Genomic DNA, 26,929 nt, shown 5'->3' with positions numbered 1-26,929 from the left:
TCGCAGCCTTAAGGGTCTTAGCATCAAAAGATACCATTATCTCAAGGAAATTATCATCCGCATAAGTAACTAAAAAAACGATTAAAATCCTAGATACTTAAGGCAATTTACTGTTGACAGTTCAATCAAAGGAATTTTTAAGTTGCTTTTCAGTATTGGTGGATTTTTCACACCTGGCCTCAGCTACCAGTCAGCGATTTTATATGAGCAGGAAAACTGGCATTTTGCAAAGCTTGAACAGTTATTCGAGAATCTTGTACAGAAAATTGCCAACCTAAGCGAACAAGTTTACGAGAAGTTTCAGTTTGAATAATTCCAATCACTGGCATTTTTGCCTTTTCTTTGTCTACTGAATGGTCTTGTAAAATCGTTTTCAAGCGATGTAAATCTTCCATATTACCTGCTTGCTGGGGATTTAATTCCACCATTACCATTTGTACTGTTTCCACTGGTTCTGCATCTTCAAGAATAAATTGAGTTTGCTCGTCACGTCGGTCTACTTTTCCCCAAATAATCAATCTAGTATCAACTTGGAGTAGGGAACTTATGCGTTCATAAGTTTTCGGAAAAACTACAGCTTCTAATTGTGTAGTTAGGTCTTCTACTTGCAAGATCGCCATTTGATCGCCTTTTTTTGTCACCACTTTTTTGACATTATTTAACATGACAACTGCACAAAGCCGTGTATCTTCCCTTTGTTCTCCCAGTTGCGAAAGGTTAATTGGTGTCAAAAGCGGTGCTATTTGCCGTAAGGATTTCAGTGGATGATCTGATACATAAAAGCCTAATAATTCTTTCTCCATCTGCAACTTTTTCTGTGGAGGTAAATCTGTCACAGGTTTAGATTTGGGAGCAGTTTCAAAGGCATTATTTGCTCTTTTATTCTGAGTCGAAGAAAAGCCGTCGCCCAATAAATCAAATAGATTCCCTTGACCACTGGCTCTATCTTTAGCACGAGATTGTGCCCAATCATACACTAATTCTGAGTCGTTAATTAACTGTTGGCGGTTGGATTCAATTTTGTCAAAGGCTCCACAGTAAATTAACGACTCCAGAGTTCGGCGATTAACAGCACGCAAATCCACGCGATCGCAAAAATCAGCGAGTGATTTAAACTCTCCTGTCTCATTTCTCGCCGACAAAATAGAAGCGATCGCATTTTGTCCCACGTTACGCACCGCCGAAAATCCAAACAGAATCTTTCCTGCCGTTGGCGTAAAATCAACACCAGAACGATTGATATCTGGCGGATCTATGGATATCCCCATATTTGTACAGTTAGTAATGTATCTCTGTACCTTATCGGTATCACCACTGTTAGCTGTTAACAGCGCCGCCATATACTCCAATGGGTAATTAGCTTTTAAATATGCTGTTTGATAAGTTACATAACCATAGGCAGTAGAATGAGATTTATTGAAACAATTAGAAGCGATTAAGCCATTTTTAATCACAAAATTATGGTCACGCTCAACCCCAATGTCATAAACATTTTGTTTGCCTAAATATTTGCGTGTGGCTATTTTGATCATCCTACCCTACCCCTGAAAAAAATTTTGCGAAATTAATTAATTGATAAAATTATGAACTTTGTAGTATTAATACCGCTTATAATACAAAATTATATCACTAGAAAACACTGCTATACTCTTACACGAAAGTAACAAATATATATCAAAAGTTTGCTAAACTCTTCAATAGATGGTTGGTAGCCATATATTTGCTGTTTTGGAAATATATTAAACACATTTCAATACATATTAATCTGCTTAATCTGCTTAGTTTAGATGCGTAGTGGGGAGTGGGGACTAGAGGACAAGGTGACTTGAGTGAGAAGTTGCAACAAGTCTTTCCCCTTGTTTTATTCCCCATTCCCCACTCCCCAATTTCGGCCAATATGTACTAAAATCTATGACTTGAGTCATAAAGAGAGCAATCATGGCATCCATCCGCGAGTTGCACCAACAGCTGGTTGAAAAAGAACGTTCTGCCGTCGAAATTACCCAAGAAGCTTTAGAGCGCATTCAAGCGTTAGAGCCGAAATTGCACAGCTTTCTATGTGTGACGGCAGATCGGGCATTAGAGCAGGCTGGTGCTGTAGATGCCAAAATTGCTGCGGGAGAAGAAATTGGGTTGCTAGCAGGGATTCCTGTAGGTATCAAGGACAATATGTGTACCAAGGGAGTTCCTACCACCTGCGCCTCCCGGATTTTAGAAAATTTCGTGCCGCCTTATGAATCAACTGCGACGCAAAAACTGGCCGATGCTGGGGCGGTAATGGTAGGTAAAACCAACTTGGATGAGTTTGCAATGGGTAGTTCCACTGAAAACTCTGCTTATCAAGTCACGGCTAATCCTTGGGATTTGTCACGAGTTCCAGGTGGTTCTTCTGGGGGGTCGGCGGCGGCGGTGGCGGCTCAAGAATGTGTAGTTGCTCTCGGTTCTGATACTGGCGGTTCGATTCGCCAACCTGCGTCTTTCTGCGGTGTGGTGGGGATGAAACCAACTTATGGTTTGGTTTCCCGTTATGGTTTGGTGGCTTACGCTTCGTCTTTGGATCAAATTGGGCCATTTGGAAATACGGTTGAAGATGCAGCAATATTATTAGGTGCGATCGCAGGTTACGATCCCAAAGACTCCACTAGCCTAAAAGTTGCCATTCCCAACTATGCTGCTAGCTTAAAACCAAACTTAAAACCCAGAGGTCAGCTGAGAATTGGTATCATTAAAGAAACTTTTGGTGAAGGTTTAGACCCTGTAGTGGAACAAGCTGTTACCAAAGCAGTAGATCAATTACAAAGTTTAGGGGCAGAAATTCATATTATTTCCTGCCCCCGGTTTCGTTATGGCTTACCCACTTACTACATAATCGCCCCATCAGAAGCATCAGCAAACCTGGCTCGTTACGATGGCGTTAAATATGGGTATCGCGCCCCTGATGCAGATAATCTGCTATCGATGTACACTCGTACCCGTGCTGCTGGTTTTGGTACAGAAGTCAAACGCCGAATTATGATTGGGACTTACGCTCTTTCGGCTGGCTATTATGACGCTTACTACCTGAAAGCGCAAAAAGTCCGTACTTTGATTAAGCAAGACTTTGAAAAGGCTTTTGGCGCGGTTGATGTGTTAGTTTGTCCCACATCTCCCACTACAGCATTCAAAGCAGGGGAAAAAACTACTGATCCCTTGAGTATGTATTTAACTGACTTGATGACTATTCCTGTAAATCTTGCTGGTTTACCTAGTTTAAGTTTGCCATGTGGTTTTGATGATCAGGGGCTGCCGATAGGATTACAGCTAATTGGCAATGTGCTGCGAGAAGACCAACTCTTTCAGGTAGCTTATGCTTATGAGCAATCCACTACTTGGCATCTGCGTAAACCGCAAATATCTTGAAAATTGTCATTTGTCATTGGTTATTAATTCTTTTCCTTTACTCGGTACAGACGCGATTAATCGCGTCTTTCCACTCCTTCTGTATTTTTGGTCATTTGTTAGTCTGATTACTGACTATTGACTGTTGATTATTATTTTCTGGAGTCAGAGATTCAGCTGTCAGTTGTGGATTAAGTATATGAAGAAGACCGGCAGATGCACCGACCAGTAATAAAATATAGGTCAGAACAAGAGGTATGTATGTATTTTGTTTGTTGTCTGAATTGTGATGAGCATTTTTGGAATGTTCACGGACAACGTTGGTTATAAGGCTGTAGGATAAAGCATTTCCATCCAGCCCTAAAGCATCTCCATAACGACGGATGAATCCTTGAAGAAAAATCGGCTCAGGCAATTCTTCAAATCGATCTTCTTCTAAAGCTTGCAAAATGCCTACTCGAAGCATTGTCTGAGAGGCTATTTCTTCTATGCGGATAGATTTTTCTTGTCTTACTTGTCGCAAGCGTGTGGTTATTTCCTTTAGTTGCTCTACTTGAGCTTCATTTAAGAGTGTCACAGTCTTCTCCTGTATGGGCTAATTCTACTATTCATTGAGAAGACTTCAATCCGCATACGTAAATTTACTGGATATTTGATTTTCGGATAAATTTTTTTGAGAATGGCTTAATCTGGGATTTTAAAATGCTAGGGCAATTTTAACTACGTAGTTTTTTGTATCAATAAATACTTTTTGTTCAAAAAATAATTGAGCGTAAAAATTCTAAGTTGCAACTTATAATACAAGTATTTTGTCAATGACTTAACACCAATGGCATCTTGCCCGCCCATATTATCCAATTTAAATGTTGAACAACTTATCTTATGGGTTAACGAAGGCGATATCTGTCTCGAAAAACGACGCTTCTGTATCGTTAACAGATGTACGGGCTACACCCACACGTATAAAGTTGTATTTATATTTGTAACTTTTAAAACTTGGGATTTTTCGAGCAAATTGCTATCATAAAATGATTCACTTATTTATAAGTGTCATTAAATAAGCATCTAAAATTATCTTTTACTGTACATTTTCAGCCTTCCCGGATATCTAAACAAATAAATATTTATGACAATTATCTGGGAAATGCTATTAATTAGTTTTCATGTTTGCTTTACTGATTTCTCATGAAGTTTATATGTTTCTGCTAACTTTTTTTGAAAATTATAGTAACCTGAATTTTAGTGAGTACGTTATTAGAGAAGGCAGGAGGCAGGAAGAAAGAAGTATTATTGAAAACTTTAGTTTTGGGTTTAGAGCCGCAGTTTAAAAAGAAGATACTCATAAAAGACGCGTAGCGCGTTAGCGTACCGGCACGTTCGCAAAGCGTCTCGTAGAGAAGTGCGATACAAAGTCTCCACAGCCTAAGCCACACGCAGTTGCACTTGGGTTTCTTCTGCCTCCTGAATTGTTATCTACCATCTAGCTGAAAATATTTATTTTGCAGGTATGTACTACCAATCAAGAATTTCGCTGTAAGTTCTTGATGCCGCTCCAAATTGTGCAGGGTGACTATTTAGCCGCAGACAGACAACATTAGAATCTGTTTCCAGTACTGATGAAGAGATTCCCTTCTGCTGATTTGGTCGCCTGTGCATCTCACCACACCATCATGGCGACGCGACAATTGTCAGCTAACTCATCCTAGTTCGGAGGTTTACTATTCTTGTTGTGCGATAATTTTGTCCAATCCCAACATTAAGAGGTTGTTTGAAAAGTCGCAAAGTATACTAGAAACTCCGCTTCTATTCCTCTCGCTGAAAGGTTGAGAGGCTATGAAACCCCCATTTCTTTGTAGGGAAAGAGGAGTTAAGTTTCCGAAGCTTTGGTGTTACCAAAAATACTTTTCAAACATCCCCTAAAGAGTTGCTCTCCAATCACCAACCTAAGTAAGACATTGAGCTTTTTGAATGCTTAGTTTTTAATCATACTTTTTCTTTTGAAGAAGTTCCCCTCAAGAATAAACTTCTTAAAAAAGTACCCGACGACTTTGTTACGGCTACAAAGACATAGTTACTCAGCGTGGGTTTAATGCCTAAAAGCCTTGATTGTAAGGTATTTACGTCTACGTTACAGTAAATTTTGGTTGCTTTACACTTTAGCATTAAAGGCAAAAAAACTTTTGTAAGAGGACGAAAGTATCTGCAATTTTAGGCTGCAAAATACGGATGACAATGATGCTTTTGTGACTGATGGGCGAGAGCCAATGGTCTTTGTGTGGCACTTGAGTTACTGTTAGATTGGCTAGATTAGCTAAAGATACAGAAAACCAATCTAATTTTTGAAATACTATATCCTGGCAACTAGTCGGGCAATTTTGCTATTGGTCAGTAGCACAAATTGGTTTAGTTGTAACTTGTGGATTATAGCTTAACAGAGATTGGTGAATTAAGAGTTGGGGGGTGTGGAATCTCTGTACTAACTCAATTGTGACCGCTATATTGATCTGACAGTGCTTCTAACAAAGTCGCGGTGAATTCTGAAAAGGTAATTCACTAATTTTGCCTGCAAACAAATATTGATTTTATTCCCAAGCAATCCCAATGAAGACACTTCCGATTAGTAGATACAGATTTTTTCAAAAGCTCCAGCCCCTACCTTTATTGAAAAAAATCACTGGTAAGTCGGTTACTGGTTGTTTACAGGTGTTTAGCACGTCAGGCTCTTGGTCAATATATGTGGATGAGGGTAAATTAATTTATGCTTGCTATTCAGAGAAAATGTTTGAGCCGCTTTATAGAAATTTGCAACGCTTGAGTCAGCAAATTTCTACTCTCCCTGACGGAATCAAAGACCAGTTGCGGGCGATATTTGAAACTGGTATTGAAAATCAGGCAATACCGAATCCAGATTATCTAGCAATTTGCTGGTTAGTCAATCAGAAATATATCAGTCCTTCTCAAGCAGCAATGCTGATAGAGCAATTGGCGCTAGAAGTTCTGGAGTCATTTCTGAACTTAGAAGAGGGGAGTTATGAATTTATTCCTGAAAGCTTTCTGGATGATATGCCAAAGTTTTGTCATCTAAATCTCCGCTTATTAGTTGAACGATGTCTAATGCCCCAAAGTGAAGTGGCTTCTGGTCAAACATCCTCAAATTCTCAATCCTATGGCTCACAATTTTTCCAAATAAATGAGCTACAACCTAAAGCCAAAACTCCACCAAAGTTGCCTAGAATAAATAGCTATAAACCAGCAACCTACTCTACTAATACTAATGAATACAGGGGTCAGCAAATTATTCAACCGCCTGCTGACAAAAAACTCTACACAATCTTTTGTATTGATGACAATCCTACGGGATTAAATACTATTAAAAGTTATTTAGATGAGCAAACATTTTCTGTTATCGGAGTTAGTGATTCATTAAAAGCTTTAATGCAAATTGTCCGCATAAAACCCGACATAATTCTGTTGGATATTTCGATGCCTAATTTAGATGGGTATGAATTATGTTCTTTGCTACGTAAACATTCAAACTTCAAGAAGACACCTGTGATTCTCGTGTCAGAAAAAGTAGGATTTTTAGATAGAGCGAAAGCTAAGATGGTCAGAGCATCAGGCTATTTAACTAAGCCTATTAAACAAGGAGATTTACTAAAAGTCATTTTTCAACATATTATTGTTTAATTACCTAATTAAAAAATAATTTTACTTATCCAACCTATTATTTTAGAGGTATAGGAATCCGGTTTGATTACTGAAATCACTTGGCTTAGTAGGCAATAGGCAATAGGCAATAGGCAATAGGATTTCACAAGATTGAGGTATACCGAATTTTTTTCACGCAATCAAATATGAGTCCTATATAAGGTTGAGTATTATCTGATTGCTAGCATTTTAGTTATAGAAGATTGAATATAGATCAATGCAAGTTTCGTCAGAGATTGCAAAGAGAGCGATCGCTATTTTCCACTATCATATTAGTCTTTAAATAATCCCGCACCCAATTACAACCATATTTGAGCAGATTGAGATGGAGAATTTGTTCTAGATCCCACATAATTACAAGTTGGTCATCTCCCCCAGAGGCAAGGGTTTTGCCATCGGGGCTAAAGGCAATACTGCTCACATTGGAAGTATGTCCATTCAGGGTGACAAGCAAAGTACCATCGGTTTTCCAGACTTTGATTGTGTTGTCAAAACCTGCGGCTGCCAACATTTGACCATCTGGACTGAATGCTACCCTCGTTAAACCAATACTTTTACCATCAAAAATTCTTACCAGAGTGCCATCACGTTTCCAAAGCCACAGACGGCCATCTCCGCCAGTGGAGGCAATAAATTGGCTATTTGGGCTAATGGCAACTCCAAAAACTTCGCTCTTATGCCCTTGTAAGATTCGTTCAGGTTTCTCTAATAAGCGTTCGCTATTTTCTGAAGTCCAAAGTTTGATAGTACCATCAGCACTGGCAGAGGCGAGAAATTGCCCATCTCGACTATAAACAATGTCCCAAATCCTGCCTGTATGCGCTTGGATAATTTGGTGAAGTTGGAACTTTCCATTATCGCGTTGCCAGAGTCTCAGCTTGTAATCAAAACCTACAGTCACTAGCCGATTGCCATCAGGACTGTAGCTAACACCCAATAAACCGATACCTGGGTCTTTCAGAATAGTTCGCTGATTGCGGTCTAGTTGCCACAGTCTCACAACTCCACCAGAACCAACGATCGCTAAAGTTCGCCCATCCGGGCTAAAGTCGAGACTAAGCATTCGGGAATCGTCTTCAAAAATGGTTTTGGCTAAAGAACCATCGCGTCTCCAGAGTTTGACTTCTTTACCAGCAACCGAAGCTAGGCGTTGTCCATCAGGGCTGAATGCCACCCGCCAGACCATTTCTTGATGGCCATTGAGTAGCTTTATTAAGGGTGAGTTGACTCTCCAGAGTTTGATGGTGTTGTCGTGACTGGCAGAGGCGAGGGTTTGTCCATCAGGGCTGAAGGCGATGGTTTGCACATTTGAGGTGTGCCCCTGCAAAGTTCTTAATAAAGTACCATCTACCCGCCAGAGTCTAACGGTTTTATCAGAACCGCCGGAAGCAATAGTCTGCCCATCAGGGCTAAAGGCTACACCAAATACTTCAGATGTGTGTCCTTTTAAAGTTCTCAGGAGAGTGCCTTCTCGATTCCACAGTCGCACCATTTTATCTGCACCGCCAGAGACTAAAGTTTGTCCATCAGGGCTAAAAGCAACACTCCAAATAGTTGCGTTTCCGGCTGTGAATCTTTTAATTAGCGTTCCATCCAATCGCCAAAGCTGATTAGTGCCGCCTACCATGCAAGAAGCGAGGGTTTGACCATCAGGGCTAAAGGCAATTGCCCATATACTACGCTCATGCTTGAGAGTTCTGATTAAAGTGCCATCTAGTTGCCAAAGCTTGACGGTAAAATCACCACTGGCAGAAGCGATGGTTTGTCCATCGGGGCTAAAGGCAACTCGCCACACCGCAGATTTATGTCCTTTGAAGATGGTTAACAATTTACCATCGAGCGTCCAAAGACGGATAGCGCCATCAATGCCGCCAGCGACTATCAGGCGGCTATCTGGGCTGAAGCGGACGCTGTTTATAGTTGCAGTGTGTGGTATTGTTCTCACCAATGTTCCATCCCGCCTCCACAGCTTGACTGTGCGATCGATGCTAGATGAGACAATCCACTGACCATCGGGGCTGAAATCAACGCCTAAGACAATCCCTTGATGCCCTGACAGATGATTGAATTCATCAGCACCGTAGACGGCTTGTTCTAATACTTTACGGGTTTGGAAATCTAGGGCATTGGCATCTGTCAAATTTTGCAGATCGAGCCGTTGAAATTTCCGTCTAGCTCGGATTGCTTGTACCAGTGCATCTAAGCGTTGATTGGAATTAAAACTACCATTGGAGGCAGATGCGATCGCTCGTACTTCACTCATCTGTGCCTGTCGATCGGCGTAGACTGTTGTGATCCCCAACACTATAGCCGCTAGTAGGGCGAGACTTACCCCTAGCAGGAGTCGTTGCTGACGGCGGGCACTCTTTTGTTCACTCGCCAATCGCGCTTCAGTTTCTTTGAGCCGTTCTACTTCCAGTTTTTGCTCCGCTTCCCGACGTTCCAATTCTTGGCTGGCTGCTAAAAATCGATAGTCCAAATCGCTGAGACTTTTACGCTGAGTCCAGTCCAAGACCTCTTGTAAGGCATTCCCTCGCAGCAGGCGTGACTCATCTTGAAAGTCCGATGCTACCCAAGCATTGAATGGCTGTGAGTAAGGGCGCAAATTGTCTAACTGCCTTAACACCCATTCAGAATTAAAAATACTGCGGTAGATCGGATTTTTTATTCTGAGATAGCCGTTGTACTTCTCGACCAGTCCTGATAGTAAAAGCTCTGTCTGTTCTCGACTATCATCGGTAAGCACGGGAGATATTTGAGGTAGAGAATGCCAAGAGTTGCTAGTATCTTCTCTATTTGCGTCTTTCCATTCCCCTACTTCTTCCGCTTGCAATACTTGCTGATAAAGACTCAACAACCGTCCAGCTTGTTGTTGGTTGAAAAGTAAGCGATCGCGAATAGTGCGGAAGTGTTCGGGTTCATCTAGTGATTCCCAGTGTTGGATAACTTGCGATCGCACCAATTTTCCTACCCAATACGCTACACTTTTTGGGGATAAAATAATTTTCCGCTCTGATGTCTTTAAAGCAGCTTGGAGAACTAACTGACAGAGTTTTTGAGTTAGAAACGGTTGTCCCCCTGTCCAGTAGATCACCTCTTGCAGCACGATTTCTGGTTGGCTGATTGCTTCCTTTAATCCATCTAGCAATGGGCTAGCTTCATCCAATCGAAAGCCGTATAACTCTATAGCCGTCCCAATATTAAAAGGTGTCCGGCGTTTGTCAGCAATTAAGTCAGATGGACTGGCGACTCCAAACAATGCAAATCCCAGGCGTTGAAAATTCGGGTCGTGTGCCTGCTGATTGTAGCAGTGACGAATCCAGGCAAAAAAGTCATTGACTGGAAAATTCAAACTCAGCAAACTATCAATCTCATCAATAAAGATGAAAATACCTTTGGTGCCCTCTGTTTCACAATCGCTCTTGACATTGGGCAGCAACACTTCTTCAACAAAGTGGTGTAGTTTTTGTATAGGAGAAAGACCTGTTTGCATATCCCACCATTGCTTAAAGTTGACGTGTTCCGCCAAATTTAATGCATAGAACATGCTGACAATAATTCCTTTATACCATTGTGCTGATGTGGTATCTTCGCTGCCCAATTGAGTTACGTCTAAGTAAATACATTTATAGCCTTCTGACTTGAGACGGCGGCTTATTCGCTGTAGTAGGGATGATTTACCCATTTGGCGAGAATTGAAAACGTAGCAAAAATCACCACCTTTTAGACTGGTATAAAGTTGTTCGTCTGCTTGACGCACAACATAGCTGGGATCGTCACTGTGGAGGCTACCGCCAACTTGGTATCTCATGTAAAAGTGTGAATTAAAAAAAGAATTCAGGAGTGAGAATTCAGGAGCCAGAATTCAGGAGTCAGAATTCAGGAGCCAGAATATTATATCTATGCCACACCGTTCTGTTTGCAAAGCGTTTCGTAGAAAAAGGCGGTGATCAATAGGTATATTAGGAGATGCGATGCCTACGGCGGTCACTGAATCTCGACTTCGCTCGATTTCCGCGCAGCCGTACCACTTCGTGGAAGCAAGCTACGCGGAGCATCTCGTAGAGAAGTGCGGGCTACGCCTACGCAGATGGAAAAACGAGGCAAGGTTTGCCTTTTGCAAAGACTATGATTTACTGATTTTAGATTGGATGTTGCTCAAAGTCAGTGAATTGGTTAAATCCGCCAAATTCCGAGCAATTTCGTCTTTGTCTAACCATCGCTAACCTTGACCCGGAAAACATGGCAGATGACTTGAATAAGTACCAAAAGTCTGACAGGAAAACCATACTAATGAGAACTTGGACTATTACTGCTGTGCTAGCTTCTTGGCTAATATCTGGAGTCATCGGTTTTGAGCCAAGCAACGCTGCTTCTGTTTTGCGAGAAAATCCTATATCGTCTCCTACGCTAACGAATGCGAAACAGATTATTGTCAGTAAGACCGAGTTTGGTCTCAAGAGAGTTGATTCCCAAGGAAACGTTACTATTTTCCAGACAAAAAGAGTGCCACTTCAGGAAGGAAACACCTACGGATGGCGGATTAAACTCAAGAACTACCAAGGTGAAGTGAAATGGCGCGAAGTTTTGCATTTACCAAAACCTCCAGAAACTTGGGGTACAGATAATGGTGAAGACTTCTCAATATCAGCAGACGGCACGACATCTATAACACGGCGCACACAGTCGGCTCCAGAGGGTGTGATTGAGAATTTTTGGACGATCGCTCCTGGCGATCCAGTTGGTAAGCATAGAATAGAAGTCTATATTGATGACCGTTTGATCGGTACTTTCGAGTTTGAACTGATTCCAGTTAAGTAAATGTGAACAATGCCCATATCTGGTATCAACGCAGTGGTCAGCCAGAATTTTCAGGAGAACTAAGCCAGGAATGGGAACAAATAACTTCTGTATTGCTAAGGAAGGTAAAGGCGACCCATGAATGCTGAAGAATTAAAAAGGCGTTTTGCCGCAGGGGAAAGATATTTTCCAGCCGTCAACTTGAGTCGGGATAAGTTGATTGGAGCCTATTTGCCGGGAATTAATTTATGGGGATCTGACTTGAGTGGAGTTAACCTAGCTAGGGCTAAACTCTGGGGAGCAGATTTAAGTAGAACTAATTTAGCCAAAGCAAATTTAACCAGAGCTAATTTAAGTGGTGTCAAACTGAATGAAGCAAATCTTCGGGGAGCAAAACTCAACCATGCCAAGTTGTATGGAGCGAATCTGACTGGCGCTTACTACGATGACAGTACACGGTTTTCGAGAGGTTTTGACCCCATCAGTAGAAATATGCAGAAGGTGTGAAAATCACTAGAGTGTGTTTTCAAACTGAACACTACCCATCCCCAATTAATGAAACCCTTGCGGTATAAGAATTAAAAATTACGAATTCTGCACAGAGGTACTAATATGTCAAAATGAAAATACCCGATACATCAAGGTGAGCGATCGCTCCAAAAGCTAGATTAAAGGATTGACCTGAGCAATGGCAGACGAAACCAATCACAATCAAGCGGGAGAAGTAGCTCCCAGCACTGTTGATAAACAAGCTCCTAGTGTGGCTGAAGAACACGCTCCTAGTACGAACTCACCCGAAGCCACAGACCTTCCTACTGCTAATACGCCAGATCCGAAAGCCGCAAATCCCGAAGATAACCCTAACGCTGCTAAACCAGCTGCTGCATCACCAAAGCGAGAAAAACCCGCCGCCGCAACAGAAGAAAAAGCCGCCAAAAAGGAAAAAGCCCCATCTGTTGAAAATAAGCCATTTGTAGAGTTCATTGAGCAAGACTACTTGCCAGCTTTACAAAAAGCGATCGCTCAACAAGGTGTGCAGGATTTACAGGTGTCTTTTGCCAAGCAAAAAGTGCCAATTACTGGCTTTGAATCCGCCGAAGAATGCTGGCAAATTATCGGCAGTTGGCCTGAAACTGGTCGGCGTCAGTTTAACCTGTATTTCACCGAAGAAGATATTCAAGGGAAAAAGGGATTTTCCTGTAATGAAGGCAAAAAACCCAGCACTTTTGAGTCATTCTTAATCGATGAGCGCAAAATTACCCTCGATTTGTTGGTATATGGCTTAGTTCAGCGCTTAAACGGTCAAAAGTGGTTAGGTAGAAATTAGTCATTGGTCACTTGTACTGAGCGACTTGCCCTGGCTTGTGCCGAGCGAAGTCGAGGTAGCAAAGTCGTTGGCGCAGCCTCTCGTAGAGAAGGGAGCCGAAGTATTAGTCATTGGTCATTGGTCATTAGTTTTTAAGAAAGAACAAATGACAAAGGACAAATGACAAATGACAATTTAAAGTTCGTGGAAATGGTAGGTAACGGCTCCAGTATTGGGGTCGTTATCAATTTTTACATAACCTGATTTGTACATCTCCTTGAGAGTAGCTTCCACTTCAGCAAAGCTGGCTCCTGTGAACTTCACCCCTTGAGTGACAGTTAAAATACCACCTTTGCTTTCTGCCGCTTCGATCAGTTTAATCATGAGTTGGTTGCCTGTTGGGCGGTGGACTTGAGAGGCAACCACTGCTTGACTCAACGGCACGCCAAAGGGAGATACACCCGCTTTTAATCTCAGGCTGTATTCGTATTCGTCAACCATATTGGGTATGAGGAACAAATCTACGAACTGCCCTATACCAAACACACCACCGGTCAACAGCCACAATAAACCAGTCCCGATCTTGCCATTGTAGAAACGGTGCAGTCCTCCTAATCCGAAAAAGACCCCTGCACACAAGATATAAGAAACAAAAAGTCGGTCTTTATGCTGCTGATTATTTTCAAGATTCATCTTGTTTTCAACCCTTTGGATTTACTCTTGTTGTTTAAAATGGGTTTTTAGGCTGTTTTTATACTAAGTATTAAAAGCTTGACTTACATCTTGCACCAATTGCTTTCTAATAATTTTCGTAGTAAATACTACTGTTTGCTCCGACTCTGATTTGAAATTGTGGGCATTATCCAATCTCCAGTTATTCAAAAACAGTGCAAGATATTACTAAAGTATTTAGAGTTTTTCAGTAATTATGCTACTCATGGATTGTTAATTTTAAGATGCTTAACGTATTAATAGAACCCCATGAATTTATTCTAGTAACAACCACAGAAAATTACTGTGATAGTAGTGCTTTAAGAATCAAGAGGTAGGTGCTACTCCACTTAACCCTAATCGTGCTTGTTCGCTGAACTATGATTTATTTGACTACCAATCCGCGATTTTTGATTCCGCAAATATTGAATGATTGTTGCAACTCTTAATGTTTTGCTTAGAAATTTCTCACCCGCACCTTGGTAGACTGAACTTTATACAATTGGATTATTGTGGGCTGTTACAGTTTGCCAGAGCATTTCTGGTGATGCAGTCTGGTCTTCTCGCTAAGTGAGAGACGAAAAACTGCTGTTACTGTGGCGGTAGGGACGTAAGAGCGTCACCCGAAAGGTCTACTTAAGATAATAAAGACGAAAGAGCAATCAAGACATGGTAGATTCCCTCAAAAAACCAGGCTTTGAAGAAATCCGGCCAGGGGTTAAAGTCCCGGCAAAAGAAACCTTGTTAACACCTCGGTTTTATACTACCGATTTTGATGAAATGGCACGGATGGATATCTCCGTCAACGAAGACGAGTTAAAAGCCATTCTTGAAGAGTTCCGCATTGACTACAACCGCCACCACTTTGTTCGGGATGCCGAGTTTGACCAATCCTGGGATCATATTGACGGGGAAACTCGTAAATTGTTTGTTGAATTTCTAGAGCGTTCTTGTACGGCAGAGTTTTCCGGCTTTTTGCTGTATAAAGAACTTGGCCGTCGCTTGAAAGGAAAAAGCCCCGTCTTGGCAGAGTGTTTTAACCTGATGTCACGGGATGAAGCGCGTCACGCTGGCTTTTTGAACAAAGCTTTGTCGGACTTTAATATGTCCCTAGATTTAGGGTTTTTGACTAAGAGCCGCAGTTATACCTTTTTTAAACCGAAATTTATCTTCTACGCTACTTATCTTTCTGAGAAGATTGGTTATTGGCGCTACATCACCATTTATCGCCATTTAGAAGCACATCCCGAAGACCGGGTTTATCCAATCTTCCGGTTTTTTGAGAACTGGTGTCAAGACGAAAACCGTCACGGCGATTTCTTTGATGCAATCATGAAATCTCAGCCGCAAATGTTGAATGATTGGAAAGCGCGGCTGTGGAGTCGGTTCTTCTTATTGTCGGTGTTTGCGACTATGTATCTTAATGACATCCAACGCAAGGACTTTTATGCCACCCTTGGACTGGATGCACGAGAATACGATATCCATGTGATTAAGAAGACCAACGAAAATGCAGGTAGAGTGTTCCCTCTGATGCTGGATGTAGAGAATCCAGAGTTTTATCAGCGCTTGGATATTTGTATCAGCAATAATCAGAAGCTGAGTGCGATCGCTAATTCCAACACTCCCAAATTCTTGCAAATCTTCCAAAAACTGCCGCTTTACATCTCCAACGGCTGGCAGTTATTCCTGCTGTACCTGATGAAACCGATTGATACTGTTTCTACTCAAGGGGCAGTTCGTTAAGTTATAACAGGCTTGCGAAAGCTTTAGTGGTTCTGTTGATTGCAGAACCACTTTTTTTGTTTTTGCCAGCGAGGTAATTTTCCAAGCTGATGATTACATCTAATACCAATTCTTTGTGAAGCTGCATAGAATTTAACCCCACCCCTTAATCCCCTCCCCGCTTGCAAAAGAGGGGAAAATCTGGTTCCCTCCTCGCTTGCGGGGAGGGTTAGGGTGGGGTTCTTTCCGCCTGCAACTTCATATTAAATTGGTATAAGATGAATGCTTGATCCTTGGCAGAAGAAGCGATCGCTCTGAATTCAACCCAAATTTAGAACGCGTAAACTTGTAGCCGTGAGAAGGTAACAGTATTCTAAGGTGCTAACCTTGCCCTACCTAGACGCTGCTTTTCATACCATTGTGCGATCGCTCAATTGTCCTAATTACGTTAGCGAGTCTTTGAGCGTCATGACGAATTAGTATCATACCTTGCTTCCTACCCGTAGCCTACAGTTGATAACCTTTGATAAGCTTTAACAAAATAACTGTTAAAAAATCTAAAAATTTAGTAAAAATACTCACTGCATTCGCCAGACTTGTATTTTTAGGTAAATGTAGTTTGTTAGATATTTATATAGTGTCGGGGAGTCTACTAGATGAAGATACTGGTATTGAGTTGGGAGTTTCCACCAAGGATTATTGGGGGAATTGCACGGCATGTAGCGGAGTTGTACCCGGAACTAGTAAAGCTAGGACATGAAGTCCACCTGATTACAGCAGAGTTTGGTCAGGCATCGATGTATGAGGTAGTTGAAGGAGTAAAAGTACATCGAGTGCCAGTGGCACATAGTAACGACTTTTTCCACTGGATAGTTAATCTCAACCTGAGTATGGGAGATCACGGTGGTAAGTTGATCTTAGAGGAAGGATCTTTTGATTTAATTCATGCCCATGATTGGTTAGTCGGAGATGCTGCGATCGCTCTCAAGCATAATTTTAAAATACCACTAATTGCCACAATTCATGCTACAGAATACGGACGCTACAACGGTATTCACACAGACATCCAACGTTATATAAATGGTAAAGAAATCTTGTTGGCTTACAACGCTTGGCGGATTATCGTTTGTAGCAACTATATGCGCCAAGAAGTAGAACGAGCGCTACATAGTCCTTGGGACAAAATCGATGTCATTTATAACGGTATCCGAGCCGAAAAGAAACGGCATCACGTAGATTTTCATGCTTTGGATTTTCGCCGCCAATTTGCCACAGACAATGAGAAAATAGTTTATTACCTTGGTCGCATGACCTACGAAAAAGGTGTACCAGTATTGCTCAATGCCGCACCCAAGATCCTTGCCCAAATGGGAGGTAATGTTAAATTTGTGATCGTTGGTGGCGGCAATACTGACCATCTCAAACGCCAAGCCTGGGATTTGGGAATTTGGCATCATTGCTATTTTACCGGTTTTCTCTCTGATGAATACTTAGATAAATTTCAAACTGTCGCTGACTGTGCCGTTTTTCCGAGTCTTTACGAACCCTTTGGAATTGTAGCTTTAGAAAGCTTTGCTTCTCGTGTACCTGTAGTGGTTTCTGATACTGGTGGTTTTCCAGAAGTGGTGCAACATACCAAAACAGGTATTGTAACTTGGGTGAACAATCCTGATTCTTTAGCTTGGGGAATTTTGGAAGTGTTGAAAAATCCAGGATATCGCCAATGGCTTGTGGATAATGCTTATGAAGATTTAGAACTACGCTTTAGCTGGCCAAAATTAGCCAAGAAAACCGAGGAAGTATATCAACAAGTTGTACAAGAGCGATCGCAAATAATGTGGTAAGACAGATCCCCCACTTCTTGAAGAAGTCGGGGAGCTAAATTAAAGAAGAATTCAGGAGTCAGAATTCAGGAGTCAGAATTCAGGAGTCAGAATTCATCAGTGGCGGATCTGAATCCCCCACTGTCTTGTTGACCGCTAAATCTGCATATTTAGTGGGGGTCTTAAACCCCTGGATTCATCCACCAGCGATGCACTGAGCCTAGTGGAAGTGTCGCACAAAATTTATTCTGTTAGCGGATAGCTAAGGTTTAGCCCATTCTGGCTCACCTCGACTACGCCCTTCTCTACGAGAGGCTGCACTTCGACTACGCTCAGTGACCACGCCAACGGCTACGCTCAGGACAGGCTCGGCGACCACCTGACTCCTGAATTCTGTTTCGATAAAATTTTAGGGCGTTGCTGATTGCGGTATGAAAAATAATTTTGCGTTATTTCAAAATCCTTGTAGAGACTAGCAATTGCTAGTCTCTACATCCAAATTCATACCTCGATTCAGCAACACCAATTTTAGATTTTATCTCGCCGAAATTAAAAGCTACAAGTAATATAAGGATTTTTGGACAGTAGCGCAGAGAATTAATGATTACTCTGCGTTATTTTGCGTTAAAAAACAGTACAAGCCTGTACGCTGGAAATTTTACCCTCTCTAGTGCCAGAGTTAAGCTAGTACGCATTTAAGTTGCACATTTTTCGTTAAAACTGTCATTTGTCATTGATTATTCATAAAAGGTAACTGATAAATGACTAATGGCAAAGGACGAATTTCACGAATAAATAAGCTATTAAAGTGCGTAACAGCCTAGCAATAATTGCAGTTTGCTCTAGAAGCTTAATATGACAAAGGCATTCCCAAGCATAGCAAGGCGCTTGAAAAACACAGGAATCAAGTTGTTGAAGATGGGAACCTTCCTAATAACCCGTTTTATCGAAAACTGGAAACGCTACTTCCTGGGTGACACTGTTGATGTTCGTCCCTCCACTCCTTCCTTTGATGTCCGTCCCTCCTTAGCGGGCCCAGTCCTGAGTTTGGGTGGGGGAGGCCCCGATGTCGATGATGCTATCCAGTGGATGATTAACCAAGTTAGGGGAGGTAGTAACTCCAGCACTAAAGTTAATGTTGTAGTTCTCCGCACTAATGGTAATCACGATTACAATCGGCTAATTTATGCCATGAAGGGCGTAAATTTTGTGGAAACTCTTCTGGTTAGGGATAGACAAGAGGCAAACAAAGCCGAGATTTATGAAAAAATCCGAAATGCTGATGTAGTTTTCTTTGCTGGCGGCGATCAATGTCAATACATCCGCAACTGGAAAGATACCAAGCTTGAGGCTGCTGTTAAGTCAGTTTACCTTAAGGGAGGTGGTATTGGTGGCACTAGTGCAGGTGCAATGATCCAAAGTGATTGTGTCTATGATGCTTGCGCTTCTTCGGAAAAAGGCATTGAAACTAGAGATGCACTCGAAGATCCTTATCGAGACATTACTTTTACTTACAACTTTTTCAATTGGAGTAATTTGAAGGGAACTATTGTAGATACACACTTCGACAGGCGGGAAAGAATGGGTCGAATTATGACTTTCATTGCCCGTCAAATTAAGGATGGTGTATCTAGCAGTGTTTTAGGTATAGCAGTTAGCGAAAGTACATCGGTTCTGATCGATAAAAACGGTTTGGTGAAAGTTATGGGTAGGGGTGCGGCGTACTTTGTACTTGGCAATCATCTACCGGAAGTATGCGAACCCCGAACGCCTTTGACCTTTTCTAATTACAAAATTTGGAAAGTTCGCAGTGGCGACACCTTTAACTTAAGAAATCGACCAACCTCTGGGTATTATCTCAGGAGTGTCAAAAGGGGACGGATTGATTCAAATCCCTATTAAATTTTGAATGTTGACCTTCTGAAGCTCAATGTTGACCTTCTGAGGCTCAACGTTGACCTTCTGAAGCTCAATGTTGACCTTCTGAGGCTCGAAGTTGACCTTCTGAGGCTCGAAGTTGACCTTCTGAGGCTCGACGTTGACCTTCTGAGGCTCGAAGTTGACCTTCATGAGGCTCAACGTTGACCTTCTGAGGCTCAACGTTGACCTTCTGAGGCTCAACGTTGACCTTCTGAGGCTCAATTTTCCTACTTTTTACCAGGGAACCACACCATTTTCATCAAAAAACCCTCCAGTAGAACCATCATCAGGTAAAGTAGCAAGTTTCACTGCTGCGATCGCTCCCTGCTCAACAGTGCGATACCCTTGGTATTGATTAATGTCAGTTGCTGTAAAACCAGGATCGGCAGCATTGATTTTAATCGAGGTATCTTTAAGTTCAGCAGCCAACAAAACTGTGATTGCATTTACTGCTGTCTTTGATGAATTATAAGCAAGAAGCTTAATGTTAGCGAATTCATAATTTGGATCGGAGTTCTGAGTCAGAGAACCTAAACCACTTGATAAATTTACTATTCGCCCTGCTGTTGACTTCTTTAACAGTGGCAACAGCGTTTTTGTAACTGCAAACACTCCAAATACATTTGTATCATAAGTGTGTCGCAGTGTTTCAATATCAACTTGACTCGGTGGAACGCGATCGCCATCACTTACGATCCCAGCATTGTTTACAAGGATATCAAGTTTTCCAAATTCGCTTTCGATTTGTTTGCCCGCAGAATCGATTGTTTTTTGGTCGATGACATCAAGTTGAATTGCTCGAGCATCGATCTCATTTAAACAAAGCTTATTCGCCGCTTCTTCACCACGCCCTCTATCTCTTGAACCAACAAGAACAGTAGCACCTCTAGAACCTAATTGGCGGGCAATTTCATAACCAATACCTTTGTTTGCACCTGTAATCAGCGCAACTTTGCCTTTTAAATCTTCTGGCATATTACTTCTCTATTTTGAGCAACACTGATAACTATTAACATTTTGCAGTAAGTTTAGTGTAGGGCAATCCGATTTGATTTTTGAACTTATTTGCGTAGGAGGGAAGAGGGAAGAGGCAAGAGGCAAGAGGCAATAGGCAATAGGGAAGAGGGAAGAGGGAAGAGGCAAGAGGGAAGAGGCAATAGGTAAGAGGCAAGAGGCACAATAGGCAAGAAGGCTTTTTGAGTTGTACTGAATTTTTTTAGAAATCAAATATGAGTCCTATTGCGAATCTAATAAATCTACTACTGTGCTGGCTAAATTATTTTTAGGAGTTGCTGAATCGAGGTATGAATTTGGATGTAGAGACGTTGCATTGCAACGTCTCTACAAGTTGCATTGCAACGTCTCTACAAGGATTTTGAAATAACGCAAAATTATTTTTCATACCGCAATCAGCAACGCCTATTTTTACATTTGTAGGGGCACGTAGCAACTGTGCGCCCCGCGCCCTACTTGAGTGTTGTGTTTGCACCAGTACTAATTCACACCTCAGATAGCTGTTGAGAGAATATTTGCAGCTTAAAGTAGCAATTGACTCAAAAATTCTGGAAGAGGGTAGATATGCAAACCAAACAGCTTGGAAATTCGGAGCTTCACATTACCCCAATTGGCTTTGGTGCATGGGCGATCGGTGGAGGTGGATGGGCTTTTGGTTGGGGAACGCAGGATGATGAGGAATCGATCGCAGCAATCAATCGCGCTCTTGACCTTGGCGTTAATTGGATTGATACCGCAGCTATTTATGGTCTAGGGCATTCTGAGGAGGTTGTTGCTAAAGCGCTCAAAGGTCGATCTAGTCGCCCTTACATTTTTACTAAATGCTCGATGATCTGGGATGAAAAGGGCGAAATCAGTCGCAGCCTCAAGGCTGATTCTGTGCGGCGGGAGGTTGAAGCCAGTTTGCGCCGACTCAATATTGAAACCATTGACCTTTACCAGATCCACTGGCCTAACCCAGAGTCAGAAATTGAAGAAGGCTGGACGACTCTCGCCAAGCTCAAGGATGAGGGGAAGGTTCGCTATATCGGGGTTTCAAACTTCAATGTACAACAGTTGAAACGTATTCAGGAGATTGCACCAGTAACTTCATTGCAACCGCCTTATTCACTAGTGAAGCCCGATGTAGATAAGGAAATTCTGCCTTTTTGTAAGGAAAATAATATAGGCGTAATTGTGTATTCACCTATGCAATCTGGCTTGCTCACAGGAAAGATGACACCTGAGCGGATTGCTAATTTACCAGATGATGATTGGCGCAAGAATAGTAGTGAATTTCAGGAGCCACGTGTATCTCGTAACCTGAAGCTGGTGGAGGTGTTACAGCACATTGGTCAACAACACGATCGCTCGCCTGGTGAAGTAGCGATCGCTTGGACTTTAAACAATCCGGCGGTGACAGCTGCGATCGTTGGCGGACGCAATCCAAAACAAGTGGAAGGAATTATCGGTGCTGGAGAATTTCGCCTCAATCAGCAGGAAGTAGAGAAGATTGCTGATTTCTTACGCGAGAATCCATAAAATCTCTAATGTCACAAACCCCATCGGTCAAGCTGTAGGGTTCTTCTTCAAAAAGATAAGAATTCAGCACCCACGAGTCAGGAGTTAAAATTTATCAGGAATCTAGAATGATTAGTATATTTATTCATCAAATGTTCTCCTGATTCTTTAACTATTCTGAATTCTGACTCCTGACTCCTGAATTCTGTTCGATAAATTTATTCAGCAACGCCAAAAACTTCATTCACTTTGTTGCTACGCCGATAATATGAGGACTAACAATCGGTAATTGGGCATCAAATCGCTCATAATTGACGCTGCTAAAACCAGCATTTTCTAAAGCTATCCAAGTTTCTCTATTTGGATGACAACCATCACCGATCGCTTTCCAAATCGGATTAACTGTGTTTTGTAGTTGTCGCAATAAACTTCCTTGAGGTGCGGCGACGTGTTCTATAAATAAGAAGCGTCCACCTGGTTTAAGTACTCTTAAAATTGCCTTTAATGTATAGTCTATATTCGGCACTGAACACAAAACTAATGTACTAACAACAGTATCTATGCTATTATCTTCCGCATCTAACCATTCAGCATTCCCAATGCGGAGGTCGATGTTTAAACCCAGTTTTCGGGCTTCTTTTTGGAGATAGGAATGCATGTGTGGGTTTGGTTCGATTCCTATCCACTGGATATCTTTAGGGTAGTAAGGTAGGTTAGGGCCTGTTCCGGGGCCAATTTCTAACACTTTACCTTGGAGGTTTGCAAAAAGAGAACGTTTGCGATCGCTGACGATTTTATCATACGTGCCGCTAGTTTTAGCCATCATCCAGGCAAAAAAACGTTTACCAAAGTTATCATAATTTTGATTTGGTGAATCTCCCATAATTTGGTTTACAGTCATCATCTACTTCCTAATTTTTGAGGGTATAAATTGCTGTACCAAGCAACCATTTATACCCTCAAGGTACTATGCTTTGTGTTTTTTATGCCTCACCCATTAGATTCACCTGATAGGGTGATTATGATTAACTTTAGATAGTTTAAAAGGTATTTATGCTCCATCCAAAGATAACAAAGAGCGTTCCGCAATTGGGAACGCTCTATTTTGGTAAACTCTATTAAGATATAGGACTCATATTTGATTACGTGAAAAAGCTCAGTACAACTAGGAAGTCTTCTTAACTATTGCCTATTGCCTATTGCCTCTTCCCTCTTCTCTATTGCCTCCTACCCAAATAAGTATGACTACGCTCCCGTGAGGGATACAGAAATCAAAGCGGATTCCTATAATATGAATTTAAATTGAAAATTGCTCTTTGCTAAAATCAAGCATGGAGATTTGCTTGTTCTTGTAACCAGGGATCTACAGGTTCTCCATCTTTACGGCGTAATTCAATTTCCACTACCATCACTTCTTTAGAACCAGGAGGTGCTGGTTTTTTATGGAAAATAATGTCATAATCTGCTGGATTGTGTTTGTGTTCTTTCAACCATTCTTGTACCTTGGTTGTGGCAAAAAATGATTGCCCTTGCTCAAACATTCGGGTAATCTGCAATTGCAGTGTATAAGGATTTATGCGACTCATTTTTACCGCCTTTGTTAAGTTAATTTTCGGATAAGTCATCTACTTATCCTGGATAATCTAATGTTAGTCTGAAGTCTCCACACCTGACCAATAATTACTAATTCGTAATTCGTAATTCGTAATTAAGAGGATAAAGTGCAAGTATGAAAATACCTAATTTGGTGATTTCCAAGATTCTACCTACTACAATCCTTCCAAATTGCCTTGACAAATTACTTCATCTGTAAAAATCTGCAATCTGTCTTCCACTGATTAATAAATTATTATTTGTGCTACTTGGTTTTTGGCATCTTTGGCAATAGGTACAACTTAGTAATGTTATAATGGGAGATTGCAAAAGAAAATGTCAAAAACTGGATTGCACTCCACCACCGAAGTTGTATGTACACTAAGAGACGACAAAACAGATTAGTTAAGGATTGTTCAGCATTTATCATTGCCTCTATAACATTTCACTACATAATTCTGTTATAGATTGGAAAGAGGCACGCCGCTTCAAAAACTGACCAACAGACTGAGATGGTTGTTATGAAGAGCAAAAATCAAGCTGTTTTCGCTTTAATTGTCAAAAGCACTATTATATTTTTACCCTTACTGCTATCCCCTGGTATTGCCAGTGGACAATCTGCACCATCACCCAATCCAGCACTAACTCCTACTCCGGTGTTATCGAATCAGGAACGGGAAGAATTAACACGACTACGAGTTGAAAAGCGAATTCAACAGCAAGCGCAATCTGATTTTAAGAACGCTTTTAGCCGTACAACTATCTTACTTGATCTTTGGCTAGTTATATTAAGTCTATTTCCAATCGCAGTTATTGCTTTATTATGGCTTCTGCGACGGGTGATAATCCGTGAAATTGTTGATAGAGCAATGCAACAAATACAAGGAATGGAAAATCTGCAAAATCAGCTAACCACTGTTAAACAAGAGGCTGAAAATGTTATTCAAGAAGCTAAAAAAATTAATTATGAATTAGAACAAGAAACGACTGCTTTACAACAAAAAATCAGAAGTGAGCAAGAAAATATATCTAACCTTACATCCGATCTAAATTTAGCGAAAGCACAGGTATTAAGTAGATTAGAAACTGAACTTAAAAATTCTCAAGAAAATATCGGAAACTTAGAGTCAAAATTTGCTTCTGGGCTATCTAAGTTGCAGTTGGATGCTCAACAACAAAGAGATATAGCACTCGATAATCTAGGAAAATTAGCATCTGTTATAACAGAGGAACTGTCTAATTTAAAGTTAGGTGTGCAGCAACAGCAAGAATTAGCCATTACTGATTTAGAGGTATCAAGGTCTGAGTTTATCTCTCAACTTTCTGGATGGCAGTCTGATGCTCAAAAGCAAAAGGATGTAGCTTTTGAAAGCTTAACAAAATTGCAGTCAGAATTTACTGATAAATTATCGGAATTACAGGGAGATGCTCAAAACCAAAAAGAGATCGCACTTGAAAATTTAGGAAAATTCGATCAAGAATTAAGATTGCAATTATCGGAATTACAAGTAGATGCTCAGGAACAAAAAAATAAAATTGTTGAAAGTTTAGCTGTATTGCAGTCAGAATTTGCTGTTCAACTATCGGAATTGCAATTAGATGCCCAAAAATGTAAAGAGTTAATCATTGAGAATTTAGAAAAGTCTGGTTCAGAATTTAGTTCGCAATTCTCAGAAATACAATGGAATGCTCAACAACAAAAGATTCTAATTTTGGAGAAGTTAGAAAGATTAGAAACTGAGTTTGTCTCTCAACTATCTGAGTTACAATTGGATGCCCAAGAAAGAAAAAATCTCATTATTCAAGAATTAACCGAAATTCCTTCTGAATCCATTGCAGAGGTGGTGAAATCTGAAGTTGAGGAAGAAATACAGGAACAGCCTAAACAACCGGAATTCACGGGTGATGAGTATGTGAAACAAGGAGATAAGCTATTTTCTCAAAGGCGCTATGAAGATGCGATCGCAGCTTACAACCAAGCGCTGAAAATCGAACCTGATGAACCTGTGGCTTGGTTAAAACACGGTCTAACTCTCGGAAGATTGAAACGCTACAAAGATGCGATCGCATCTTATGATAGAGCTATTCAAATTCAACCAGATTATCATCAAGCTTGGTGCGATCGCGGTGTTGCCTTTGGAAACTTACAACAGCATCAGCAAGCCTTTGCCTCCTTTGATAAAGCTACACAAATCAAGCCTGATGATGCCGTTGCCTGGTTGAATCGTGGTCTTTCCCTAATAGCATTAGAAGAATATGAAGAGGCAATAGCGTCTTTGGATAAAGCTTTAGAAATTCAACCCAATTCTCCCAAAATCTGGGATAAACATGGTTATACTTTAGTAAGATTGGGACGCGATGATGAAGCGATCGCTAGTTTTAACAAAGCCTTAGAAATTAAACCAGATTATGCCAGTGCCCATTACAACAAAGCAGCTTGTTACGCACTGCAAAGACAAGTTGAACGATCTCTGCTAACTCTTCAACAAGCAATTGAACTTGATCCCAGGTATAAAGAAGATGCAGCAACTGACTTAGATTTTGATGAAATTGCTGATGATGAGCGTTTTAAGTTGTTGGTTGCAGAGTAAAAATTTAATTGGGGATTGGGGATTGGGGATTGGTTATTTCCCTTTTCTCTTTCACTCCCCACTTCCCACACTTCGATTTTGTTCTCCAGACATAGCTTTGAGTTTAGATGTAAAGGAGTCAGAGCGATCGCTTTTTTCTGGAGTAAATTGCCCTATAGGGGCATGAATAGTAGCAGGTGGCAACAATTTTGGCTGTCGTTGATGGCTTGGTGATGGCGAGGGTGGTGGACTTTCTGGTGCAATTTGCTTTTGGCTGACAGCAGACGATAGCTGAAGGGTTGCCGAAGAGGCAAGTTTCCCAGAAAGCGGAGATTTCAAGACAGTTTTATTCTCTCTAGCTTCTTGCTTCTCCTCTTCTTCAACTAAAGATGCCTTTTGTTCGGAACTTTTCAGTTGGAGAGTTGCTGTATTGCTGTATTGATAGCCGTTACGAATCTTAGCTGGTGGTAATTGAGGAGTCGTTGCTGCTGGTAATTGAGGAGTCGTTACTTTCTCTACAATGGGGCTTTTCTTGGCTGGCGGTAGGGCTGGTGCAGGCGACGAGGTTAAATTTTGGGGAAATTTGCTACAAACCATACGTTCAAATTCCATATTGAAATGATATGTAGCCTGATCCCGACGCTGCCAAAATACTAAGATTTGTTGCACGGAAACCGCTTTATAACGGCCTTGATATAGTGCCTCAATCACTGCCAGATGTAACCAATTAAGTGGGTATTGTGTTTGCCAACGTTCAACTAGCTCATTGGCACTATATCCACTGAGATCAAAACTATAGTTAATTAATAATGCGATCGCCAAGTTGGCAGAGGTATCTGGAAGTGTTGTTAACATGGGGCTATTAGCTTCAGGCAATAGGT

Annotated in this window: 18 protein-coding genes; 10 read left to right on the top strand and 8 right to left on the bottom strand. The window is 41.3% G+C overall.

Annotated elements, in window-relative coordinates; all coding sequences use genetic code 11:
- Positions 1 to 179 precede the first annotated feature (179 nt).
- Positions 180 to 1,532 (bottom strand): OB-fold nucleic acid binding domain-containing protein, encoded by a 1,353-nt coding sequence (locus tag RMX98_RS26525; protein WP_322681945.1) that lies wholly within the window; start codon positions 1,530 to 1,532, stop codon positions 180 to 182.
- 406 nt (positions 1,533 to 1,938) lie between these two features.
- Here RMX98_RS26525 and gatA point away from each other — a divergent pair, with 406 nt between their 5' ends.
- The gene (gene gatA / locus RMX98_RS26520) at positions 1,939 to 3,399 is read left to right on the top strand and encodes an Asp-tRNA(Asn)/Glu-tRNA(Gln) amidotransferase subunit GatA (RefSeq protein WP_322681944.1); all 1,461 of its coding nucleotides are present in this window, start codon (positions 1,939 to 1,941) and stop codon (positions 3,397 to 3,399) included.
- 91 nt (positions 3,400 to 3,490) lie between these two features.
- Here the strand turns inward: gatA and RMX98_RS26515 are convergent, their stop codons facing one another.
- Complete coding sequence (locus RMX98_RS26515) at positions 3,491 to 3,955, bottom strand: helix-turn-helix domain-containing protein (protein ID WP_322681943.1); 465 nt, start codon at positions 3,953 to 3,955, stop codon at positions 3,491 to 3,493.
- A 2,024-nt stretch (positions 3,956 to 5,979) separates the two neighbouring features.
- Between RMX98_RS26515 and RMX98_RS26510 the strand changes: the two genes are divergently transcribed.
- Positions 5,980 to 7,065, top strand: a complete 1,086-nt coding sequence (locus RMX98_RS26510) for a response regulator (protein ID WP_322681942.1) — start codon at positions 5,980 to 5,982, stop codon at positions 7,063 to 7,065.
- A 250-nt stretch (positions 7,066 to 7,315) separates the two neighbouring features.
- On the opposite strand, the gene RMX98_RS26505 is transcribed toward RMX98_RS26510, so the two are convergent.
- Entirely contained in the window at positions 7,316 to 10,897 is a 3,582-nt protein-coding gene (locus tag RMX98_RS26505; RefSeq protein WP_322681941.1) for an AAA-like domain-containing protein, read from the bottom strand.
- 482 nt (positions 10,898 to 11,379) lie between these two features.
- On the opposite strand from RMX98_RS26505, the gene RMX98_RS26500 reads away from it, so the two are divergent.
- The 3 genes from RMX98_RS26500 to RMX98_RS26490 all read left to right on the top strand — a co-directional run bounded on the left by RMX98_RS26500 (position 11,380) and on the right by RMX98_RS26490 (position 13,213).
- Positions 11,380 to 11,907, top strand: a complete 528-nt coding sequence (locus RMX98_RS26500) for a hypothetical protein (protein WP_322681955.1) — start codon at positions 11,380 to 11,382, stop codon at positions 11,905 to 11,907.
- Between the two features lie 117 nt (positions 11,908 to 12,024).
- Positions 12,025 to 12,393, top strand: a complete 369-nt coding sequence (locus RMX98_RS26495; RefSeq protein ID WP_322681940.1) for a pentapeptide repeat-containing protein — start codon at positions 12,025 to 12,027, stop codon at positions 12,391 to 12,393.
- A gap of 181 nt (positions 12,394 to 12,574) precedes the next feature.
- Positions 12,575 to 13,213: a DUF2996 domain-containing protein gene (locus RMX98_RS26490; protein WP_322681939.1), complete on the top strand. Its 639-nt coding sequence runs from the start codon at positions 12,575 to 12,577 to the stop codon at positions 13,211 to 13,213.
- 174 nt (positions 13,214 to 13,387) lie between these two features.
- Here RMX98_RS26490 and RMX98_RS26485 read toward each other — a convergent pair whose 3' ends face one another.
- The gene (locus RMX98_RS26485; RefSeq protein WP_322681938.1) at positions 13,388 to 13,885 is read right to left on the bottom strand and encodes a TM2 domain-containing protein; all 498 of its coding nucleotides are present in this window, start codon (positions 13,883 to 13,885) and stop codon (positions 13,388 to 13,390) included.
- Positions 13,886 to 14,572: 687 nt separating this feature from the next.
- Between RMX98_RS26485 and acsF the strand changes: the two genes are divergently transcribed.
- From acsF to RMX98_RS26470, 3 genes are all read left to right on the top strand, one after another.
- Positions 14,573 to 15,649 carry a magnesium-protoporphyrin IX monomethyl ester (oxidative) cyclase gene (gene acsF / locus RMX98_RS26480; RefSeq protein ID WP_322681937.1) on the top strand — a complete coding sequence of 359 codons (1,077 nt, stop codon included), beginning with the start codon at positions 14,573 to 14,575 and terminating at the stop codon, positions 15,647 to 15,649.
- A 635-nt stretch (positions 15,650 to 16,284) separates the two neighbouring features.
- Positions 16,285 to 17,472, top strand: coding sequence for a glycosyltransferase family 4 protein (locus tag RMX98_RS26475; protein WP_322681936.1), 1,188 nt, complete (start codon positions 16,285 to 16,287; stop codon positions 17,470 to 17,472).
- Between the two features lie 834 nt (positions 17,473 to 18,306).
- Entirely contained in the window at positions 18,307 to 19,353 is a 1,047-nt protein-coding gene (locus RMX98_RS26470) for a cyanophycinase (RefSeq protein WP_322681935.1), read from the top strand.
- A 252-nt stretch (positions 19,354 to 19,605) separates the two neighbouring features.
- On the opposite strand, the gene RMX98_RS26465 is transcribed toward RMX98_RS26470, so the two are convergent.
- Positions 19,606 to 20,346: an SDR family oxidoreductase gene (locus tag RMX98_RS26465; protein ID WP_322676430.1), complete on the bottom strand. Its 741-nt coding sequence runs from the start codon at positions 20,344 to 20,346 to the stop codon at positions 19,606 to 19,608.
- 603 nt (positions 20,347 to 20,949) lie between these two features.
- On the opposite strand from RMX98_RS26465, the gene RMX98_RS26460 reads away from it, so the two are divergent.
- Positions 20,950 to 21,906 carry an aldo/keto reductase gene (locus RMX98_RS26460; RefSeq protein WP_322676431.1) on the top strand — a complete coding sequence of 319 codons (957 nt, stop codon included), beginning with the start codon at positions 20,950 to 20,952 and terminating at the stop codon, positions 21,904 to 21,906.
- A 223-nt stretch (positions 21,907 to 22,129) separates the two neighbouring features.
- On the opposite strand, the gene RMX98_RS26455 is transcribed toward RMX98_RS26460, so the two are convergent.
- Positions 22,130 to 22,789, bottom strand: a complete 660-nt coding sequence (locus tag RMX98_RS26455; RefSeq protein ID WP_322676432.1) for a class I SAM-dependent methyltransferase — start codon at positions 22,787 to 22,789, stop codon at positions 22,130 to 22,132.
- Between the two features lie 421 nt (positions 22,790 to 23,210).
- Positions 23,211 to 23,471 carry a hypothetical protein gene (locus RMX98_RS26450; protein WP_322676465.1) on the bottom strand — a complete coding sequence of 87 codons (261 nt, stop codon included), beginning with the start codon at positions 23,469 to 23,471 and terminating at the stop codon, positions 23,211 to 23,213.
- A gap of 528 nt (positions 23,472 to 23,999) precedes the next feature.
- On the opposite strand from RMX98_RS26450, the gene RMX98_RS26445 reads away from it, so the two are divergent.
- Positions 24,000 to 26,069, top strand: coding sequence for a tetratricopeptide repeat protein (locus RMX98_RS26445; RefSeq protein ID WP_322676433.1), 2,070 nt, complete (start codon positions 24,000 to 24,002; stop codon positions 26,067 to 26,069).
- A gap of 51 nt (positions 26,070 to 26,120) precedes the next feature.
- Here the strand turns inward: RMX98_RS26445 and RMX98_RS26440 are convergent, their stop codons facing one another.
- Positions 26,121 to 26,903 (bottom strand): hypothetical protein, encoded by a 783-nt coding sequence (locus RMX98_RS26440; protein WP_322676434.1) that lies wholly within the window; start codon positions 26,901 to 26,903, stop codon positions 26,121 to 26,123.
- Between the last annotated feature and the right edge of the window lie 26 nt (positions 26,904 to 26,929).

Origin of the sequence: Nostoc sp. DedQUE02 (assembly GCF_034531035.1) — a bacterium.
Taxonomy (GTDB): domain Bacteria; phylum Cyanobacteriota; class Cyanobacteriia; order Cyanobacteriales; family Nostocaceae; genus Nostoc.
The sequence above is the reverse complement of the archived record's forward strand: the minus strand, read 5'-3'. Positions and strand labels throughout refer to the sequence as shown.

What these genes read in the sequence shown, in the direction of transcription:
- RMX98_RS26505 (WP_322681941.1), bottom strand. Translation starts at nt 10,897, where the DNA reads ATGAGATACCAAGTTGGCGGTAGCCTCCACAGTGACGATCCCAGCTAT.
- RMX98_RS26500 (WP_322681955.1), top strand. Translation starts at nt 11,380, where the DNA reads ATGAGAACTTGGACTATTACTGCTGTGCTAGCTTCTTGGCTAATATCT.
- RMX98_RS26490 (WP_322681939.1), top strand. Translation starts at nt 12,575, where the DNA reads ATGGCAGACGAAACCAATCACAATCAAGCGGGAGAAGTAGCTCCCAGC.
- RMX98_RS26465 (WP_322676430.1), bottom strand. Translation starts at nt 20,346, where the DNA reads ATGCCAGAAGATTTAAAAGGCAAAGTTGCGCTGATTACAGGTGCAAAC.
- RMX98_RS26510 (WP_322681942.1), top strand. Translation starts at nt 5,980, where the DNA reads ATGAAGACACTTCCGATTAGTAGATACAGATTTTTTCAAAAGCTCCAG.
- RMX98_RS26495 (WP_322681940.1), top strand. Translation starts at nt 12,025, where the DNA reads ATGAATGCTGAAGAATTAAAAAGGCGTTTTGCCGCAGGGGAAAGATAT.
- RMX98_RS26440 (WP_322676434.1), bottom strand. Translation starts at nt 26,903, where the DNA reads ATGTTAACAACACTTCCAGATACCTCTGCCAACTTGGCGATCGCATTA.
- acsF (WP_322681937.1), top strand. Translation starts at nt 14,573, where the DNA reads ATGGTAGATTCCCTCAAAAAACCAGGCTTTGAAGAAATCCGGCCAGGG.
- RMX98_RS26450 (WP_322676465.1), bottom strand. Translation starts at nt 23,471, where the DNA reads ATGAGTCGCATAAATCCTTATACACTGCAATTGCAGATTACCCGAATG.
- RMX98_RS26455 (WP_322676432.1), bottom strand. Translation starts at nt 22,789, where the DNA reads ATGATGACTGTAAACCAAATTATGGGAGATTCACCAAATCAAAATTAT.
- gatA (WP_322681944.1), top strand. Translation starts at nt 1,939, where the DNA reads ATGGCATCCATCCGCGAGTTGCACCAACAGCTGGTTGAAAAAGAACGT.
- RMX98_RS26475 (WP_322681936.1), top strand. Translation starts at nt 16,285, where the DNA reads ATGAAGATACTGGTATTGAGTTGGGAGTTTCCACCAAGGATTATTGGG.
- RMX98_RS26525 (WP_322681945.1), bottom strand. Translation starts at nt 1,532, where the DNA reads ATGATCAAAATAGCCACACGCAAATATTTAGGCAAACAAAATGTTTAT.
- RMX98_RS26445 (WP_322676433.1), top strand. Translation starts at nt 24,000, where the DNA reads ATGAAGAGCAAAAATCAAGCTGTTTTCGCTTTAATTGTCAAAAGCACT.
- RMX98_RS26485 (WP_322681938.1), bottom strand. Translation starts at nt 13,885, where the DNA reads ATGAATCTTGAAAATAATCAGCAGCATAAAGACCGACTTTTTGTTTCT.
- RMX98_RS26460 (WP_322676431.1), top strand. Translation starts at nt 20,950, where the DNA reads ATGCAAACCAAACAGCTTGGAAATTCGGAGCTTCACATTACCCCAATT.
- RMX98_RS26470 (WP_322681935.1), top strand. Translation starts at nt 18,307, where the DNA reads ATGACAAAGGCATTCCCAAGCATAGCAAGGCGCTTGAAAAACACAGGA.